The organism is Evansella clarkii (assembly GCF_002019695.1).
Classification (GTDB): Bacteria; Bacillota; Bacilli; order Bacillales; family Salisediminibacteriaceae; genus Evansella; species Evansella clarkii.
This window is the reverse complement of sequence record NZ_KV917376.1, coordinates 610,309-628,786: the sequence shown is the minus strand read 5'-3', so window position 1 is coordinate 628,786 and position 18,478 is coordinate 610,309. Positions and strand designations below refer to the sequence as shown.

Sequence of the window (18,478 nt, the reverse complement as noted above, 5' to 3'; positions counted from 1 at the left end):
GTAGTAACGCTCTTAACTCTGGACAAATATATCACAATATGATATATTACTTTTGGATATATATCATATTGTGATATAACCTATAGTGTGTTGAAGTGAGGTGCTACGTTGAAAACAACAGAACAATTAACAGATTCCATGTTTTATATAATGGCTGCTTTAACTGAGCCCCGGCACGGGTACGCCATTATGAATTTGATTGAAGAGTCAACAAAAGGAGCTGTCTCCATAGGTCCTGCCTCCATGTACACCATTATTAAAAAGTTATTAAAGCAGGAGTGGATTTATCTCCATGACGGGACAGATTCGAGGCGTAAAACATACTTACTCACTGAAAAAGGAAGAGAGGTACTGGAAGGGGAAGTGAGAATAAGGAAACTGATGATTACATTAGCTGAAGAAGGATTAAAGAAGGAGGGGAAAGTATGAAACAGACAAAGTATGTAATGTCGGAGGGACTGGCTTTTGCAGAGAAAAAGGACATGGAGAAACTGCGCCGCTTGTCTTTAAAAGGATGGCATGTCCGGAATTTTAAATTCATGGGGTACTCTCTGGAAAAAGGGCCCAGTTCGGATTTTAAATACAGTATAGATTATCGTTCCTTAAAAGAGGAGGAGCGGGAGGAATATCTGGACTTTTTTTCTTCTGCCGGGTGGACTCATGTTACTACAGAAGGTAATACTCATTTATTTCGCGCTGCACCTGGAACACCTCCAATTTACAGTGACCGGGAGACGGCAGCTGAAAAGCACGGGGAACTGGGGAGTTCGGTGAGATGGACTGTCATATCGTTTGTCATCATAACAGCGCTCGCATGGCTCGGCACATTAATAACTACAGGGGCATTTCAATCCACATTGACCGTAATTGCGGTTATTCTCACCATATTTGCTCTGCCGGCGTCCTGGACGGTAACTGCAATATATAAAAATAAATGGGCAGAGGAAGGGAAAAGAGTTTTAGTAAATGTAACGAGAACTTTGCCATTCCTGCTCCTGGCTGGTGCAATTTTCTTGATAACCGCCGATGGAGTTACCAGCGTATTTCGTTTATTAGCGTATATGATTGTTGGTGCTGTGGCATTTCCGGCAGCTATCTGGGTCGTTACTTCCCTTTACTGCAGGCTGGGCAAAGCAGTTTCTTAATTTGAAGGGGATGTAACGATTGTAACGGTCAGGCACAATGAACCTCAATAAGGAAAGTATAAATAAAGCAGGGAGCGCTGTGATTTACGCGTTAAGATCCCGAGAGCTGCCATTATTGCAGCTCTTTTTTCTATCTCACTATACTGGAAGATTATGCTAAGCTATATGATAAGGTTAACGAAATAAATGGATCAAAGGGGGAAGTGTGATGGGCTATACTGGGGCTGCTAGTATTCCATACAGAATTATCGAACAAGAACAGCCAACAACTAATTTAGCAATTGTCTTACCTGGGGCAGGCTACACAACTCAGGCACCTTTACTGTATTACACAACGGGTTTATTGTACGGCAAGGGATTTGATGTACTGCATATTAATTATAAATATAACAGCCAGGAATTATCTGCTTTAAAGAAAGAGGATTTTGCTAATGATGTTTTGGCCGTAATTGAAAAAGTGTTAAAGAACAAAGAATATAAAAACTTTTATTTTGCAGCCAAATCAATAGGAACGATAGCTTTGAGTTATTTGCTGGAAAACCCAAAATTCTATGATGCAAAGGCAGTATGGCTCACACCTTTGTTACAACGGGATGATGTATTTAACGCCATGAAGAACACGAACAATAAGGGGCTTTGTATTATTGGAGACCAGGACAGCTGCTGCATTACTGACCGGTTTGAAGCATTAAAAAAACATTCCAATCTAACCTTAAGACTGATTGAAGGTGGAGACCACGGGTTAGAACTTAGTAATCAGCCAGTGGAATCAATTAATATACTTAAAGAAGTAATAGCAGATATTAACGAATTTTGATAGTCAAACGAAAGAATAATGTGGCAAGCAGGAGATTTAATTATGGAAATATCATTGATAAGGCATGGAAGATCCTTACTCTCTGAAAATGACAGAATAACCATTAATGATTTCAGAAGCTGGATAGAAAAGTATGATAGCTCTGGTGTAAATGAAGAAGCGGCATATCCACCTGAAACTATAAAAAGGGCAGCTGATGCAAAAGTTGTGATTACGAGTGATTTAAAACGCTCTGTTGAATCAGCCAGGCTATTAAACCCAGAGGCAAAAATAATATCAGACCCCTTATTTCGGGAAACTGAGTTACCTGTCTGTTCAACGGAATTATTTCAATTAAGGCTGGGGCCAGGAATATGGGCTGTCATTTTAAGGTTAGTATGGTTCTCTGGTTATTCCCGTAAATGCGAGTCATTAAAGGAAGCAAAACTTCGAGCGGAAAAAGCAGCGAAAAAATTAATTGATTCTTCTATTGAATACGGCCCCATAGTCCTTGTCGGCCATGGTTTTATGAATATACTCATAGCAAAAGAATTGAAGAAAAAAGGCTGGAAGGGAAGAAGAAAGACAGCTTCTGAACACTGGGGCTGTACAACATATTTCTTTGCCTGAGAAGTGAATTCCTGTTCGAGCAGGCTGGCAGAAATGAGATTTTTATTTTTTCGGAGGCAGGCTATGAATATTATCTTTTTTGCCGTTATTCATATTTTAATAGGGCTGGGTTTTATCTATTTTTTTGGTGAACTTCCAAAAGCAGTTGTTACGTTTTTGGTTACTTTCCTGACAATGAGTTTCATTTATTTTGCATTCGTTTTTACAGGTATCCTATTCTGACTCTTTCAGTATAGGAAAAGGAGTGGAGAGGTGTGGTAAATTCCTGGGAAAAGCCGAAAATCCAAATTCCGAAAACAAAGTCGGAATGGGCCTGGGACATTACAGGATATACGTTTTATATGGGTTCTATCCTTCTGCTGGTCTTCGTGTGGAATACACTCCCGGAAGAAGTGCCTGCCCATTATAATGCTGCTGGGGAAGTAACCCGGTGGGGGTCGAAATACGAACTGTTCATTTTGCCGATCGTTGGAGCTTTTACGGCTATTGTTATGACAGTGTTTGAGAGATTCCCTGAAATACACAATTATCCTAAGAGGTTGAATGAATCCAATGCAAAGGAGTTTTATTTAAACAGCAGAAAACTCCTTAATCAGGTTAAAAATATCTGTCTGATCATTTTTGCTTTGATTTTGTTTGAATCGGTGTCCATTGCTATAGGCTGGGGAAGCCTTTTAGGAATATGGTTCCTTCCAATAGTGATAGCAGGTACGTGTTTTCCAATCGTAACAGGCCTCATAAGGCAAAGGAAGATCAGATAAGCAAACAGGAAAAGCTTTTTGCAAGGACAAACAGAAAGGGTGTGTGTATCGTGGTTATCAGAGAAATTGAACCTTCAGACGCGGAAGGCTTCCTCCGTTTAACGAAACAAGTAGAGGACACCTCGGAATTTATGAAGTGGGAGCCAGAAGAGAGAAAAACTAAACCAGAGCAGCAGGGAAAGATGATAGAAAACATTCGAAAAAGCGGAAACGCTGTCATACTTGCAGCGGAGAATAATAATGAGCTGATTGGTTTCTTAATTGCAATGGGCGGCAGTGCAGCGCGAAAGAGGCATTCTGTATACATTGTTACAGGGATGCTAGCGAAGTACAGGGGCAAAGGGACAGGGACGAAGTTATTTGAAGCGCTGGAAAAATGGGCTGCTGAACAAGAGATTCACCGACTTGAGTTAACCGTGGCAACTCCGAATGAAGCTGGTGTAGCTTTATATAAAAAAATGGGTTTTGAAGTGGAAGGCATAAAAAGGCATTCTCTGTTCATAAATGGGAATTATGTGGATGAGTACTATATGGCAAAATTAATATGAGTCCCTACTTTAAAGAGGCGAGTCCGGCAGACCGGCGTGTGTCACGGATCTTCCGGACTACCGTCATTCTTCTTCGGGGCCATACATCTTAAAATTAAAGTAGAATCCCAGGCAGAAAACGATAACGAAAAATACCGCACCTGTAAAGGATGTTGCTAAGAAATATTCGAAAAATCCCACCTTACTCAAACCCCTTCCTGTAATAATTTCTGTTAATAAACGAGAATGAAGATTAAATTATTGTATTATGCTGTGTAACAAGTTAATATATATTTACTTAATTAATTAAATATTCTGACTTGTTTAATTGTACTGTAAAAGGCTTTAAATTTCAAACTAATAGGGGTGTGGTCGAATGCGAGAGGAAGTTGGAGACTGTCAAATATGCGGGAAGAAGGTTTTCTGCCTGGATGGCTTCTTAAATGGTGTGATGGATTCGAAAGGCTTACTCACCTGCTTTCCTTGCGACGAGTTCAAAAACAGGGGGCGAAATAACGAATAAGAAGTGCCGGGTCTGCAGCATATTCCCATACAGTTAACGATTTCCCAGCACAGAAGTCATGGGAGACACGTTTAGTTCTGGCTTAAAAACCAAAGTGAAAAAATAAAGAATGCAGCAAGAAATACACACCCTGTAATAGCAATCCGGGTAGCCCATTCTGTGTTTTTTCTGCTGTCTTCCTTTTGTTCATGGGCATTTACTGTCGTGAACTTCCCGGGAGCAGAGGTTCCGTAAACCGTGGGTTTTGGGACACTTTTACTTGTAAACGCAAGAATAATAAGAGGGATAAAGGCTGCGACTGCAAGAATAGCCATTGACAATAAGAATATGTTCCAGCCAGCTGATATCACGGTTGCCAAACCAAGCACTATAGTAATAACACAGCCGATAACTATATATTTCAAAATTGTTTTTCCCATAGAAACCTCCCGGTAAGCTATTAGTAAGCAGTGTTTGGCTCAACTAACAATCAGTGGGGGACGAACCCCCGCTGCTGGAAGTTTTGCACTATATAAGCCAGTGCCCGGGAATGCGAGAAGCTAAACTTATAAAGCCCCCTAAGTTAACTGCTGTTCCGCAAATTCCCGGTAGAGGTCATGAGAGGCAACGAGCTCTTTATGGGAGCCTATTCCTGTGACCTTTCCTTTTTCGATAAATACAATTTTGTCCGCATTTACAATTGTAGATAAACGGTGAGCGATTACAAAAGTCGTCCGCCCTTCCATGAGCCTTGTTAATGCCTGCTGGACAATCCCTTCTGACTGGCTGTCCAGGCTGGCTGTCGCTTCATCCATCATAAGGATTTTTGGGTCTCTTAAGAATGCCCGCGCAATGGCGATTCGCTGTCGCTGCCCCCCGGAAAGCTTAACGCCCCGCTCGCCAACTTCCGTATCCATGCCCTTCGGAAACTCTTTAATAAACTGCTCCGCATAAGCCATTCTCGCTACTTCCCAAAGGCGTTCATCCGTTATACCCTCCTGGTTTTCCAGCCCGTAACAAAGGTTTTCCCGGATGGTCCCGGCCATCATCGGACTGTCCTGGGAGACATAGCCGATCTGCTTCCGCCAGCTGTACATGGACAGGTCTTGTATTGGAGTATCACCAATGAATATTTCACCTGCGGAAGGTTCGTAAAACCGTTCCAGTAATCCGAACAAAGTAGTTTTCCCGCCGCCGCTTGGCCCTGCAAAGGCAACCATCGTGCCAGGCGCCACATCAAACGAGACATTATTTATTACTGTGTCTTCCTCACTGTAGGAAAAGGATACATTCTTCACATGAATCATCTTTCCGGAAATATCCATGTCCTTCCCTTGCTGTCCAGCTTCTTCATCGACCTCAAGAATAGTAATGATCCTTTCTGTAGCCCCTTTCGCCTTCTGCAGCTGTGTAAAGAACATGGCGAATGTGGTTATTGGAAATATGATCTGAAAAAGATACAGCAGGAAAGCAACAAGGGACCCTGTAGTCATTGTTCCCTCTGCAACTCTGATACCTCCGTAGCCGATGATAACGACAATAACGACCATAACTACGAGGTATATAAGAGGAGAAATAAGGGCAAAGATCCGCCCTTCCCTTAAGCCATAAGAGAACAATTCCTCAATTCGTGCTGCCCCTTTCTTTTCTTCCGTTTCTTCGGCATTGGAAGCTTTCATGAGCCTTATTTCGCTTAACGTCTGCTGAACGCTTCCGGTAAATTTTGCGGTTTCGTCCTGCAGTCCCCTGGAGATTTTGGCCATTTTTCGTCCAAGAGGAACCATAAACAGCACCGTTACCGGCACAGAGATAAGCATTAATAATGTCATCTGCCAGTCCATAACGAGCAGGATTGTTACAGCCCCGATAATCGTTATAATGCCGGTGATAAACTGTGGGAAGTGCGTTGATATTAAGTCTCTTACAATCCCCGTATCGTTAACAACCCGGCTGACAGTTTCACCGCTTTTGTTTTTATCGAAATATTTAACCGGGAGGCGGAGGAGCTTATACCACATTTTCTCCCGCAGGCTCGCAACGATTTTCTGTCCGGTATACGCAAGGGCGTACATGGAAATTCCGTCTGTTACTGCCTGTAAAATGAATACGATGACGATTGCTGCAATGAGGAAAGGATTTAACGCTTCGATTGAAAAACCATCAACGAGTTCTCTCGTCAGCAAAGGTATTGATAGACCGACAATTGTAGTAATAAGGCTTCCCGCAAGACCGACAGTCAGGGCCAGCTTAGGAATTCTGGCTGAGAGAATCAGGTCATAAAACGCCTTAAGTGTATTTTTTTGTTCAGATTCCATAATTAATATTCACCTTCTGCTTCTGTACCTTTTTTATCCCGATGTAACCGTCCGTAAAACTCCCGCCTCAAAACAGGAGTGGAGCGAAGATGTTCATGCAGGAGATAACGGACGCTAACATCCCGATTGGTTCAACTAACAATCAGTGGGGGATGTATAAAACCCCCACTGATTGAAGGTTCACTTTATGAAGCTTTATTAACTTTTGAAAGTATGCGGTATGTATGCAGAAAAGCTGCCTGAATCTTAGCATTATACCTTTATGTGAGGCTCTGATACTTAGGGAACCTCAATTCAATAATTGTGCCTTCCCCTGTTTCTGAATGGACGCAGATGCTGCCGTTATGTGCTTCGGCAATTCCTTTTGCGATACTCATCCCAAGGCCGGTACCATCAGATTTGTCTGTAGTGCTTACTCCTCTGTAGTAGTTCTCAAACAGGAACTTCTTCGTTTCTTCGTCCATGCCTTTACCGTCATCGTGAACGGCGATTTTAACTTCATCTTCTCCAGACGTTACCTTCACAAATACCGTTGTTCCAGGAGGGTTGTGCTGAACAGCATTGTAAATCAGATTAAGTATCATCCGTTCAAACAAGCGGATATCTGCGCGAATAGGTACAGTTTCCTGTTCTCCTTTTCCTTCGGTTTTAAAATGAAGCTCATAGTCATTTACGGATATATCATTTTTAAGTTTCAGAATAATCCTCTGAAGGAACTGCTCCAGGTCCACTGTTTCTTTTTCCAGAGGCAGGGCGCTGTTTTTCAGCTGAAAAGCAAGAGAGAAATCCTCCACGAGATCCAGCATATAATCGCCTTTCTCCCGGATGGTCGCACCGATTTCCTGAAGCTCGTTTCTTGTCCAGTTATATTTATCGCTTTCCAGCATATGGGCATAGCCCTGCATACTGGAAAGAGGCGTACGGAGATCGTGGGAAATCCCGGTCATCCAGGCTTCACGGGTACGGTCCAGCTGGCTTCTTTCATCTCTGGCATCAATGAGTTTATCGGCCATCTCACGAAAGGCGTTTATGACAGCTTCATACAGCTTATATCTGCCGCGTATTTTCCCTTTTTTATTCAGTATCTTCCTGTCTTCCATTTCAGCTAACACTTCTTCGTAATCTCCACGGCCGAGCTTTTCAAGCCAGGTGACAAAAAGGAAGAGAGGCTGGCCGTAACGTGCTGCATGCCATACTGTAAACAGGATTCCCAGGAGGAGAATGACGAAAGCTGCAATGACCATTACAATGACGATTAAACGAATGAACGTACCGTATTGTTCTCCTTCTTCCCTTTCTGTTGTGAGCATCCATGTCAATTCATAATCAGGGTCATAAAACACAGAAATTTCTTTTTCCATGCCGCTTATGCCCATGCTTCTCGCAAGGATCTCCACAGGGCCAAAAGAGCTTTCTTCCGCTGCCCTGAAGCCGAAGCTTCTTACTATATTACCTTCGCTGTCTAATATTTTCAAAGTGCTGTTTATTCTTCCCACATTTTGTTCCAGCTGGGCTAAAGAGTCCGCCTCTGCCTGTGCAATATCCTCTCTGTATATAGCCGCCCATCTTTGAAGGAGGTCATCATAATGGTTCTGATAGCCAAGAAAATACAGGTAAGGATCTTCGTAGTATGTATCTATCACTGAATAAACTTTATATTCTCCGTACCTGTTCGTTTCATCAACGGACATAATTTCTTTCAGCGTGTACGTATTTGGCAGGTTATCAGGGGCGTTAACATTATGGATGACCTCCCCATCTTTGTTAACGATCTGCAGCCACATCTCTTGTTCTTCTAAAAGGCTTTCCCAGCCTGGATAGAGGGTCACCACATCCTCTGAGATAGTTGTTTCATTTATGATTGCTTCCAGCCCGCCCATTGGGAAATTACGCTCCATTTCCGCTTTAGAAATATAATTAAGAGCAACGAACATTAAGATTCCGAAAATGATAACTGCGAGGATGAGAAAGATAATGAACTGAATGGTAAACCGAAATGCGAGCCTCCTTTTAGTTGCTTTCACTGGTTATTTCTCCTTTACGAGCTTATAGCCCAGGCCTCTGACAGTTACTAAATGTTCAGGTGCTCCAGGGTCTTTTTCGATCCGTTCCCGTATTCTGCGGATATGCACCATCACAGTATTATCGTCCACATAGCTGTCCATCCCCCAGACCGCTTCCAGGAGCTGCGTTTTCGAAAAGACCCGGTTCGGGTGCTTGCAGAAGTATAGCAGCAGATGAAAAACCTGCGCGGGGCAGGGAATAATTTTTCCATCGACAATCAGTTCTCCAGCCTGCTCATCAACAGAAAACCGGCCGCAGGAATAGATTGTTTTACTTGAGGCAGGTGTTTCTGAAAACTCAGGAATGACAAGGTCGCGCCTCATTCTCGCCCTGATCCTTGCTACAACTTCAAGTGGATTAAAAGGCTTAGTTATGTAGTCATCCGCGCCAATGGCAAAGCCAGTCAGCTTATCCAGATCAGACACTTTAGCGGTTAAAAAAATGATGTATGCCTTTGTTAACATTCTCAGTTTAGGGCATAGATCGAAGCCGCTTTCATCTGGGAGCATGACATCTAGAAGGATATAATCAACAGAATGATTCTGAACAATTTCTAATGCTTCTTTTGCTGTTGCTGCTGTATGTATGAGAGTGAAACCTTCTTTATTAAGCACTGTTTTGATCATTTTCGAAAGGGAAATTTCATCATCGACAATTAAGATAGCAGGGTCTTGCATCTTCTCACACTCCTTCATTTTCATCCTAGCATAAGAACCTTACGAGAAGCTTACTTTGGAATAAAAAGGTTAATCTGTTCGTAAACTTTTCTTTCCGTTCCTGTAAAGGACTGAAGATACAATTTAAGTATTCAATGAGGAAAGTGGGAGTACGAATGGGTACAAAACGGCTGCACTTAATAGACGCAATCCGGGGCTTGAGCCTTTTTGGGATATTGGCTGCTAATATGCTTATTTTTCAGTACGGGTTTTATGGAAAAGATGAGATGGAACTTTTTGAGGTTTCCAGGGGGGAAACATATTTTCACACCTTCCTTCAAATCACAGTTGAGGGAAGTTTTATGCCTATATTTGCTTTTTTATTCGGATTTGGGATGGTAAAGATGGTGGAGAATCTCCAGGAACTTAACCTCGGTGTGAAGCGGACCGCCGCAAGAAGGTTTGTCTTCCTCATTGTGCTGGGACTTCTGCATTCTGTTTTTCTCTGGGAGGGCGATATACTGCTAGGCTACGGGATCACCGGCCTGTTCCTTCTTTTCTTTTTAAAAAGAAAAGCGAAAACACTGCTCATCTGGGCTGTTATACTCTTTGGAGCAACGGTGTTACTTGGATATGGAGGTTCTGTGGATGATTATGCACAGGTTGATAGTTCTCTCAGTCAGTACGTGACGAAAACAAATATGGTTTACGGCGAGGGAAGTTATCTGGATATTCTTCAGCACAGAATGAATGAAGATCCTATGCTGGATCTGGGCGTACCGGAGGGGTTGATTCCGGTTGTGGCACTATTTGCTCTGTTCATAGGGATATTTCCTTTTTTATTTGGCATGTACGGGGCAAAAAGAGGATGGTTCACCTCTCCGGAACAGGAAAAGAAATTGTATACGAAAGGGCTGGTCTTACTGCCCTTTGGACTAATGTGTAAATCAGCTTATTTTCTGATGGGGAGCCATTCCCTTAGCGGAGCGCTTTTTATAGCGGGCTCTATGTTTTTAGCAGCCGGCTATTTGTTCCTGTTTGCTTATTTCTATACAGCTGTCAGAAACCCGTCATTTTTTGGCTTTTTTGGCTATGTAGGTAGGTTATCCCTTACAAACTATATTTCGCAGACGATTATCTGCACTACGATTTTCTACGGTTATGGACTAGGGATGTTTGGAGAACTGGGCATTGTTTACGGCTTCCTCCTCACCATAGTGGTGTACTACGGCCAGGTCCACTTTAGTAAGTGGTATTTGAAGCATTTTCGTACTGGCCCGCTTGAACGGGCTGCAAGGATAGCAACGTATCTTACTCTCTCTGGCAGGCCGAAGAAGAAAAGGGCGCTGGAGGGAAAAAAAGCAGCCAGTTAGGGTGTCATAATTGTGCGTAAAATCGATAATGGGAAATGAAGAAACAGAAAGAGAGGGGGAATTGTGTTGGGGAGAAGGATTCCGGCGCTTGATATAGCAAGAGGAGCTGCTATATTGGGTACATTAGGGACAAATATTTGGATTTTTGCTTCACTCGGTAATTTCGATTTTCTGATTGGGAGTGAAATAGAATACTATATTTCATGGGAATCATTTGCAGAGGTGCTGTTTCTGTTTTTCATGAACGGCAAGTTTCTTGGACTGCTTACGATACTTTTTGGCATGGGGCTCGAAATCAAGCGGAGATCGTATATAAATAATGGCCAGCAGCGTATGTGGCCATGGCTGTATATATGGGGGATGCTGCTTTTGTTAGCTGATGGATTCCTACATTATCTGTTTGTCTTTGAATATGATGTGCTTATGAGTTATGCCGTTACTGGTATAATCGTTGCTTTTCTGATTGGCTGTAAGCCTAAAGTTATTAAAGGGGTGGCGATCACACTTGGCATCATTCATATACTTGGAGTGCTTCTTTTTTCTGCGCTTGTAGAAGTTCTGTTCCGAATAGATGAAGCAAGGGCAGAGTTTGGCTTAATGATGCAGGAGATGTCCGCTGTTTATTTACACGGTACATACTGGGACCAAGTGCTTTACCGCCTGGGCGACTTCTGGGGAATGAGGTCAGAAGCGATTGCAATAATACCTATGAATATTCTGCTATTTTTATTTGGAGTTTATATTATCAGAAGTGGCTTACTAAACCGCAGCAGCAAAGAGAGCAGGCTGAGAAGAAAAAAGTATCTGAAATGGGGTCTGGTTGCCGGAGTGCCCCTGAACGCTCTTATGTTTTTGCCTCTCTTCTCTATGGGAGTGTTAGTCCGTTACGCATTTGCCCCTGTGATGGCTTTAGGGTATCTGATGCTTTTCTATTATCTTCACGAAAAAAGGCCGGGCCTGTTTCTGTTTAACCGTCTTTCAGAAGTGGGGAGGACTGCGTTAAGCTGTTACATGCTGCAAAATATTGTTGCTTCCATTTTGTTTTACGGCTGGGGGTTTGGTCTTGGAGGAACACTGAACGCGATGGAGATTATCGGAGTATGGGCGCTTATTTGCATAGTTATCATGCTGTTTGCCCACGTCTGGCTGAGGAAATTTACTGCAGGCCCCTTTGAACTCATATGGAAAGGACTTACAAAGCTTCCTGTGGCTTTAAGGGAGAACAGAAAGACAGCGTAAAAGGTATGAATGGGATTCCCGACAAGAGGAACTGTCCGGGGATCTGGAAAATACAATGGAGTACAGCCTTCATTTTATCCCGATGTAACCTTCCGTAAAACTCCCGCCTCAAAACATGAGTGGAAGCGAAGATGTTTAGGCGGGAGATAACGGAAGCTAACATCCCGATTGGTTCAACTAACAATCAGTGGGGGATGATTAAACCCCCACTGATTGAAGGTTCACTTTATGGCGCAAGAATATCAAAATATCGCCTGGAAGGATTAAAGGAAGAGCCGGGATGAGCGGGCCCCTTTAATCCTTTTGTTCCATAAGGAAGCAAATGCAACTCTTTACCTGTATACTGCCTTATTCATTTATCTCAAGAGAGAAAATGATATAATAGAAAAATAAAAGTTTACGATGGAAGGGAAATGCAGGTTGAAACATATAGAACATAACGGGAATAAAAGGAGCAATCCTTTAAGGGAAAAAATAAGGCAGCTTGTAGAACATAAATACTTCCAGCCGTTTATCATAAGCATTATTCTTTTAAACGGTGTTATTATCGTTGCCGAGTCGTATATAACAGGTAATGATGTGCTGTTGGCACTTGATACAATCATCGTCTGGATCTTTGTGGTGGAACTTGCTTTGAAGATGATCGGGCTTGGGGTCAGAGGCTACTTCTCGGAAAAATGGAATATCTTTGACTTTCTCATAGTCGCTGCGAGTTTAATATTTTACAATACTCCGCTCGTAAGTGTTCTCCGTTTAATTCGGGTACTGCGTCTTATCAGGATGATTCCGGCGATTCCGGCTCTGCGGAAAATCATAGATTCATTAATGCGCTCGGTGCCTGCATTAACAGGTATCCTTGGGTTATCGGCACTAATATTTTCAATTTATGCGATTATCGGAACAACCTTTTTCAGGGACGTTCTTGATTATGAATTCTTCGGAAGCTTCCATACGTCGCTCTTCACACTAATGCAGGTCGTGACGTTTGAGTCCTGGGCGAGCCAGGTTGCGAGGCCGGTTATTGCGGAAATTCCGTGGGCGTGGGTATATTTCATTTCATTTATTGTCGTTGCAGCCCTTGTTATTTTGAACCTAGTTGTCGCGGTAATTCTCGATTATCTGGGCCATGATGAAGAAGAGCTGAAACAGAAACAGATGGACCGGCTGTTTGAAGAAAACAAGGAACTTAAGAAAGACCTGGAAGAGATTAAGCAAATACTTTTGGATAAAAATAAATAGTGCTATCCATCTTTATCCTGATCCGAGCGATCGGAACGGTTACATTGTTTGAAGATTTCCATATTAGAGGAATGAAAGGCCCTTGGAGTTTGAGCTCCAACGGGCCTTATTTATTAATGTTTCTTGTTAAAGCGGATAATCTGCCATTGCTATGCGGATAAAGCCTGGAGAAATATAGCCTGTTATCTTTCAATTCCAGTTCATGATGCTGGAGAAGTATTTGTTTCAGCTCAGGGCAGAGATTCTTCTCTCTGTACGCACATACACAGAGTATCTCCTGTTCCAGGATTATTTCATCTGAGGCCCGTTCGCATGTTTCGACCTCCTTAAGGAATGCTTCATGGTCGCCCCACTCTACATGGGACCACATGCGGAAATTTTCCTCCCGCTGAGAGAATTCGTTTACTGCTTTGGAAAAATATCGAAGTACTGTTTCGGCATGAAAGCTTTTGTTCAGCATATAGTAGGTGAAATTATTGGTATAATGGATTTTTTCCTGTTCCTTCTCATTTAATTTACTCATTAGTTTTTCCCGAAGTTTAGGGATATTCCGCGAGCTTTCCACGACAAGCACATTTTCCTCTTTTTTAACACCGGAAATTATGTAATTTACAGCATTATCTATGTAGATATCATCGTTGTTAAAAGTGTATAAAACATGCCCTTCCGTTACAGGGAAATCCTTTTTCCATTCTACTCCAGGCATACACTGTCAGCTCCTTGTCTGTTTATATAGTATCTTTGCAGTCTACAACACATTTTACCATTTGAAAGATTCAGGAACAACTTTGCAATAGAATGCCAGTTTCCCAGGCTCGCTGTTTTAACTTTAGTAACCAGGAGGGGCAGTTGGGACGGGGTGTTGTAAAGTGACAGGGATTTAGTAAATGCTGGAGACTTGGTAGTGATTTCAAATTATTCTGATACAACAGTCCGAAAAACCACCATTTATTGAACTTTCAGCTTATAATAGGAATCAACTGGGGTGGCAGTCCTTGCTGGGAGCCGCTTGAATCTTTAGGAAAAGGAGGATGGAGAATGAACAAGAAAGCTTTTTTTATGGCGCTAACGACTATTATTATCTGGGGAGCAACTTTTGCGGCGATTCGAGCCAGTTTACAAGGGGGATACGAAGCGGGACATTTAGTACTCGTCCGCTATTTAATTGCATCTGCTTTATTTTTATTATATTTCCTGCTGCCTGGGGTAAAATTCAGGCTTCCTCAAAGAAAGGACATACTGAAAATTATTGTGCTGGGCTGGCTTGGGATTAGTGTATATCATATTGGTGTGACCTTCGGAATGCAGACTGTCACAGCTGGAACTGCGGGAATGCTGATCGGGGCAGCACCAATCTTTACAGCGGTGATCGCTTTGATTATTTTAAAGGAGCGCCTTAACGGAGCAGGATGGATTGGCCTCGGAATAGGGTTCGCCGGTATTATACTAATTACGATCGGTACATATGGCGGGCCTGACCTGGCTGTTTCCAGCGGAGTTTTCTTTGTGCTAATAGCGGTGGTTGCTACATCGCTGTTCTTCGTTTTCCAGAAGCAGCTGCTGGTGCGTTACAGACCAATTGAACTAACGGCCTATTTCACATGGGCGGGAACACTGCCATTTCTCTTTTTTGCTCCAGGTTTAACGGAATCATTGGCGAATGCCAGCATGGAAGCTCATCTGGCAGCATTGTTTACAGGGATTTTTCCGGCGGCGGTTGCGTATGTAACCTGGGCAGTCGCTCTGTCTGTTGGCAATGCAGGGACTGTTACAAGCATGATGTATCTTGAGCCTGCTGTAGCCATCCTCGTTGCCTGGCTTTGGCTGGCAGAACTGCCGTCCGCTGTATCCATGACGGGAGGAGTCATTGCTCTCACTGGTGTAATTATCGTAAACGTTCTGGGGAGGAGAAAACGGAAGTTATCTGAAAGAGCAGCGTAATCCTCTGATTAAATCCATATTACACACTTTTACAAAGTCACGTATACTTTTTGGCCGGGGAAAAGTAAAGGGAGGATTCAATAAACAGAAACTGCTGATTCGGCGCGTTTTTGCAGCCTCCCTGACGGTTTTTAACCAGTAATTTATTTTGATACTTTTTTAAAATCCCATATAGTATATGGTTCTCCGGAGCCCACAGGGTTTTATCCTCGCAAATAGTATGCTAGAATAACCATCAAGCTATTTATGAGAGGGGAATTACATTGAGAAAAAAGTGGGCATTAAGTTTTGCTCTTGCTGCAACAGTAGCTGTTTCAGCTGCATGTGGTAATGCAAACGATGCAAATGATCAGAATAATGCAGGTGAAGATAATAATTTGAATACAAATACACAGGAGGAAGCTCCTGAAGAAAATAATGATGAAATTGCTTTGGAAGAAGGGGAACAGCCGGATATGCCAGAGCCGGATCTTGAAGGTGTCCCTGATGTAGTTGCTGAAGTTAACGGAGAAGAAATTACTCGTGAAGAATTTGAAGCTTCTTATATGGGCCAGTTTCAGCAAATGGCCATGATGGCACAGATGAGCGGAGAACCTATCGACCAGGACGAGTTAAAGGAGCAGGTTGCTGAGAATATGATCGGCACGGAACTTCTGATCCAGGCAGCTGAAAGCGGAGATTATGAAGCTTCTGAGGAAGAAATGGATGAAACTCTTGAGATGATCGCTCAGCAAAGCGGAATGCAAGCTGATGAGTTTATGGCTGCCCTTGAGGAACAAGGCATGAGCGAAGAGGAAGTAATGGAACAGCTTGAACTTCAGGTGAAAATCGACAAGATGATTGAAAATGAAGCTGGTGATGTGGAAGTTACAGAAGAAGAGCTGGAAGCTTATTACGAAGACCTTGTAGCCCAGCAGGAAGCGATGGCTGGTGAAACGGAAGAAGAAATCGAACTTCCGGAATATGAAGAAATCAGAGATGATCTTGAGCAGCAGCTCCGGGCGGAAAAAGAAAATGAAGCCTCCCAGCAGCTTGTTGAAAGACTTCGGGATGAAGCGGATGTAACAGTCCACTTATAAGATTTTAGGAAAAAACCAGGTTCCTGTTAAAGGAAACCTGGTTTTTTGCTTTATCTTTATCTCTGTAGGGCTGGCTTGGGCGCTGTCCCCTGCATATGGCCTGATTTTTCTACTTTAGTCTGTAAATATTTTCTGTTGTGTTCAGAGAAGTCTCCCCAGAGCGGGACAGACCGGTGTACACTCATACCTGCTTCATTTAGTGAATGGACTTTTTTAGGGTTGTTGGTAATGAGGCTGACTGGCTTTTTTCTGAAAGCCTGAAGGATGCGGATCGCCTCATTGTAGGAGCGCTGGTCATCTTCAAACCCAAGCTGCTCATTTGCCTCTACTGTATCAAGGCCTTCCTCCTGCAGAATATATGCAAGGGACTTGGAGAATAATCCAATCCCCCGTCCTTCATGGTCAGCAAGATAAAACAGAGCGCCGCTGCCGTTTTCCACAATCATATTCATCGACTTGCGCAGCTGGTAGCCGCAGTCACAGCGCATACTTCCAAATATATCGCCCGTATGGCAGATGCTGTGAAATCTGATCATTGCATCGTCAGCGCTGGAAAAATCCCCGTAAACTAAGACGGAAGACTGCTGGGAAAAAGCAAGGTCTGCCTCTGGCAATGCTTTCAGCAATTCCTCTTTATCTGAAGGCAAGTCCTTTAATGAAAGCCACGTGTACCATTGGAAGGTGATCTCCTGTTCACCGAGCCTAACCGGAAGCTGCACAGGCCCAGCGAGTGCAATGTCGTGGCCGCCCTCCTGTTGTAAAACCTCAATCTTATCCTTTAAGATTTTTTGTATATTTTTATTCATCTGGCTTTCCCCCATCAATATTTATATATAAAACAACGAATTTGTTTTTATATGTGAATAAAAGTTACATATAGGATAACAAATGGATGGTAGATGGTCAAAAGAATTTTTTCTTCCTAGAAAAAAGTAACTGTGGATTTGCGGTAATTTGGTGGACCAGGCGTTGATCAGGGAATAGCATCGGGTTCATGTATTGAAAGTGGGGATGGCATCCGTGGAATACATGAAAGAGAGTGATTCAAGTATCGAAAGCATGCCCTGCAGCAATCGGGTTTCAGAAAGAGTGTGATTCATACGTTGAGAGCGTGAACTGTACTACTTGAATTCCAGAAAGGGCTCGATTCATACGTTGAGATCGTGAACTGTACTACTTGAATTCCAGAAAGGGCCCGATTCATACGTTGAGATCGAGAACTGGAGTACCTGAATTCCAGAAAGAGCCTGATTCCTACGTTGAGATCGAGAACTGGAGTACCTGAATTCCAGAAAGGGCCCGATTCATACGTTGAGATCGAGAACTGGAGTACTTGAATTCCAGAAACAGCCCGATTCATACGTTGAGATCGTGAAATGTACTACTTGGATTCCAGAAAGAGCCTGATTCCTACGTTGAGATCAGGAACAGCCCGAACTGAATTCCAGAAAGAGCCCGATTCATCCCTTGAGCAGAGGAACTACCTCACTTGAATTCCTAATACACTATAATTAACCGGTGAAACCAGGAGCAACTCACCAAGTTAACTACCCAGGCACGCAAGAGAGCTCTGCGTTGCCTGAGCAGGAGTGAACCGTAACCTAAAGGCACACAAGAGCACAATGCGGCACCTGTGCAAAACTGAACCAGCTACTCAGGTCACGCAAGATTACCCCCCGCCGGCCCACTAATGCCCCGATACCAGAAGAACTTCAAAATTTAACTTTCTGTATCCTCTCTGTCGACCCAGTCCTGCGACCAGGTTTCTATTTCTTTTAATACAGAATTTAAGGACTGGCCTTTTTGTGTAAGTGAGTATTCAATTACCACGGGCGTTTCCGGGATGACATGCCGCTTAACGATACCTTCCTGTTCAAGAGCCTTTAATCGCTCAGACAGCACTTTTCCACTAAGCCCGACCGATGCCTGTATTGTACTGAACCGTTGCGGTCCGGATAATAACTGATAAATCACTAACGCTGTCCACCGCTGGCTTAAAATAGAGACAGCTTTTTCGAATCTGGGACAAATTTTAGAATAATTCATTTTGCAACACCCCTTTAATTACAATATACCACTGTATGTTTTTATATAAAATGATTTTTTGCCACAAAGTTACTTGACAAAATATAATAACTAAAATATACTCACTTACATAAAGTAATGAACAAACAAAAAATAAATGAACAGAATCATAAGATGCTGAAACTG

General features: G+C 42.9%; 19 protein-coding genes. 12 read left to right on the top strand and 7 right to left on the bottom strand.

All coding sequences use genetic code 11. The annotated features are described in order from the left end of the window. The first annotated feature begins 108 nt into the window (after positions 1-108). The 7 genes from BK582_RS02845 to BK582_RS02820 all read left to right on the top strand — a co-directional run bounded on the left by BK582_RS02845 (position 109) and on the right by BK582_RS02820 (position 3,880). Positions 109-429: a PadR family transcriptional regulator gene (locus BK582_RS02845; RefSeq protein WP_078592881.1), complete on the top strand. Its 321-nt coding sequence runs from the start codon at positions 109-111 to the stop codon at positions 427-429. After that, the gene (locus BK582_RS02840) at positions 426-1,145 is read left to right on the top strand and encodes a DUF2812 domain-containing protein (RefSeq protein WP_078592880.1); all 720 of its coding nucleotides are present in this window, start codon (positions 426-428) and stop codon (positions 1,143-1,145) included. Before BK582_RS02845 ends, BK582_RS02840 begins: the two co-directional genes overlap by 4 nt. Positions 1,146-1,353: 208 nt before the next feature. Next, positions 1,354-1,962, top strand: coding sequence for an alpha/beta family hydrolase (locus tag BK582_RS02835; RefSeq protein ID WP_078592879.1), 609 nt, complete (start codon positions 1,354-1,356; stop codon positions 1,960-1,962). A gap of 42 nt (positions 1,963-2,004) precedes the next feature. Continuing rightward, complete coding sequence (locus tag BK582_RS02830; protein ID WP_078592878.1) at positions 2,005-2,571, top strand: histidine phosphatase family protein; 567 nt, start codon at positions 2,005-2,007, stop codon at positions 2,569-2,571. Positions 2,572-2,634: 63 nt separating this feature from the next. Further along, entirely contained in the window at positions 2,635-2,793 is a 159-nt protein-coding gene (locus tag BK582_RS26760) for a hypothetical protein (RefSeq protein WP_167553319.1), read from the top strand. A gap of 32 nt (positions 2,794-2,825) precedes the next feature. Then, positions 2,826-3,332, top strand: coding sequence for a DUF1648 domain-containing protein (locus tag BK582_RS02825; RefSeq protein WP_078592877.1), 507 nt, complete (start codon positions 2,826-2,828; stop codon positions 3,330-3,332). 50 nt (positions 3,333-3,382) lie between these two features. Further along, positions 3,383-3,880 carry a GNAT family N-acetyltransferase gene (locus BK582_RS02820; RefSeq protein WP_078592876.1) on the top strand — a complete coding sequence of 166 codons (498 nt, stop codon included), beginning with the start codon at positions 3,383-3,385 and terminating at the stop codon, positions 3,878-3,880. Between the two features lie 573 nt (positions 3,881-4,453). On the opposite strand, the gene BK582_RS02815 is transcribed toward BK582_RS02820, so the two are convergent. From BK582_RS02815 to BK582_RS02800, 4 genes are all read right to left on the bottom strand, one after another. Then, on the bottom strand, positions 4,454-4,801 hold the full coding sequence (locus BK582_RS02815; RefSeq protein WP_078592875.1) for a hypothetical protein: 348 nt from the start codon (positions 4,799-4,801) through the stop codon (positions 4,454-4,456). 138 nt (positions 4,802-4,939) lie between these two features. After that, the gene (locus tag BK582_RS02810; protein ID WP_078592874.1) at positions 4,940-6,676 is read right to left on the bottom strand and encodes an ABC transporter ATP-binding protein; all 1,737 of its coding nucleotides are present in this window, start codon (positions 6,674-6,676) and stop codon (positions 4,940-4,942) included. A gap of 260 nt (positions 6,677-6,936) precedes the next feature. Further along, entirely contained in the window at positions 6,937-8,700 is a 1,764-nt protein-coding gene (locus BK582_RS02805) for a sensor histidine kinase (RefSeq protein ID WP_078592873.1), read from the bottom strand. A 3-nt stretch (positions 8,701-8,703) separates the two neighbouring features. After that, entirely contained in the window at positions 8,704-9,417 is a 714-nt protein-coding gene (locus BK582_RS02800; RefSeq protein WP_078592872.1) for a response regulator transcription factor, read from the bottom strand. Between the two features lie 155 nt (positions 9,418-9,572). Here BK582_RS02800 and BK582_RS02795 point away from each other — a divergent pair, with 155 nt between their 5' ends. The 3 genes from BK582_RS02795 (at position 9,573) to BK582_RS02785 (ending at position 13,247) form a co-directional block, all read left to right on the top strand. Continuing rightward, on the top strand, positions 9,573-10,769 hold the full coding sequence (locus BK582_RS02795; protein WP_169910789.1) for a DUF418 domain-containing protein: 1,197 nt from the start codon (positions 9,573-9,575) through the stop codon (positions 10,767-10,769). Between the two features lie 66 nt (positions 10,770-10,835). Further along, a complete protein-coding gene (locus tag BK582_RS02790) occupies positions 10,836-12,008 on the top strand; it encodes a DUF418 domain-containing protein (protein WP_078592870.1) in 1,173 nt (390 codons plus the stop codon). Between the two features lie 420 nt (positions 12,009-12,428). Next, positions 12,429-13,247 (top strand): ion transporter, encoded by an 819-nt coding sequence (locus BK582_RS02785; protein ID WP_244895327.1) that lies wholly within the window; start codon positions 12,429-12,431, stop codon positions 13,245-13,247. A 106-nt stretch (positions 13,248-13,353) separates the two neighbouring features. Here the strand turns inward: BK582_RS02785 and BK582_RS02780 are convergent, their stop codons facing one another. After that, positions 13,354-13,953 carry an MEDS domain-containing protein gene (locus BK582_RS02780; RefSeq protein WP_078592868.1) on the bottom strand — a complete coding sequence of 200 codons (600 nt, stop codon included), beginning with the start codon at positions 13,951-13,953 and terminating at the stop codon, positions 13,354-13,356. A 332-nt stretch (positions 13,954-14,285) separates the two neighbouring features. Between BK582_RS02780 and BK582_RS02775 the strand changes: the two genes are divergently transcribed. Together BK582_RS02775 and BK582_RS02770 are read left to right on the top strand one after the other, a co-directional pair. Then, a complete protein-coding gene (locus BK582_RS02775) occupies positions 14,286-15,188 on the top strand; it encodes a DMT family transporter (protein ID WP_078592867.1) in 903 nt (300 codons plus the stop codon). 263 nt (positions 15,189-15,451) lie between these two features. Beyond that, a complete protein-coding gene (locus BK582_RS02770; RefSeq protein ID WP_078592866.1) occupies positions 15,452-16,267 on the top strand; it encodes a SurA N-terminal domain-containing protein in 816 nt (271 codons plus the stop codon). A gap of 56 nt (positions 16,268-16,323) precedes the next feature. Here the strand turns inward: BK582_RS02770 and BK582_RS02765 are convergent, their stop codons facing one another. Further along, positions 16,324-17,073: a GTP cyclohydrolase II gene (locus BK582_RS02765; protein WP_139368203.1), complete on the bottom strand. Its 750-nt coding sequence runs from the start codon at positions 17,071-17,073 to the stop codon at positions 16,324-16,326. A gap of 913 nt (positions 17,074-17,986) precedes the next feature. Beyond that, positions 17,987-18,313, bottom strand: a complete 327-nt coding sequence (locus BK582_RS02760) for a winged helix-turn-helix transcriptional regulator (RefSeq protein WP_078592864.1) — start codon at positions 18,311-18,313, stop codon at positions 17,987-17,989. Positions 18,314-18,478 lie beyond the last annotated feature (165 nt).

Bases quoted from the DNA above. Each gene is read 5' to 3' on its own strand.
- BK582_RS02840 (WP_078592880.1), top strand. From the start codon at position 426: ATGAAACAGACAAAGTATGTAATGTCGGAGGGACTGGCTTTTGCAGAG.
- BK582_RS02835 (WP_078592879.1), top strand. From the start codon at position 1,354: ATGGGCTATACTGGGGCTGCTAGTATTCCATACAGAATTATCGAACAA.
- BK582_RS02830 (WP_078592878.1), top strand. From the start codon at position 2,005: ATGGAAATATCATTGATAAGGCATGGAAGATCCTTACTCTCTGAAAAT.
- BK582_RS26760 (WP_167553319.1), top strand. From the start codon at position 2,635: ATGAATATTATCTTTTTTGCCGTTATTCATATTTTAATAGGGCTGGGT.
- BK582_RS02815 (WP_078592875.1), bottom strand. From the start codon at position 4,801: ATGGGAAAAACAATTTTGAAATATATAGTTATCGGCTGTGTTATTACT.
- BK582_RS02810 (WP_078592874.1), bottom strand. From the start codon at position 6,676: ATGGAATCTGAACAAAAAAATACACTTAAGGCGTTTTATGACCTGATT.
- BK582_RS02800 (WP_078592872.1), bottom strand. From the start codon at position 9,417: ATGCAAGACCCTGCTATCTTAATTGTCGATGATGAAATTTCCCTTTCG.
- BK582_RS02795 (WP_169910789.1), top strand. From the start codon at position 9,573: ATGGGTACAAAACGGCTGCACTTAATAGACGCAATCCGGGGCTTGAGC.
- BK582_RS02780 (WP_078592868.1), bottom strand. From the start codon at position 13,953: ATGCCTGGAGTAGAATGGAAAAAGGATTTCCCTGTAACGGAAGGGCAT.
- BK582_RS02775 (WP_078592867.1), top strand. From the start codon at position 14,286: ATGAACAAGAAAGCTTTTTTTATGGCGCTAACGACTATTATTATCTGG.
- BK582_RS02765 (WP_139368203.1), bottom strand. From the start codon at position 17,073: ATGAATAAAAATATACAAAAAATCTTAAAGGATAAGATTGAGGTTTTA.
- BK582_RS02760 (WP_078592864.1), bottom strand. From the start codon at position 18,313: ATGAATTATTCTAAAATTTGTCCCAGATTCGAAAAAGCTGTCTCTATT.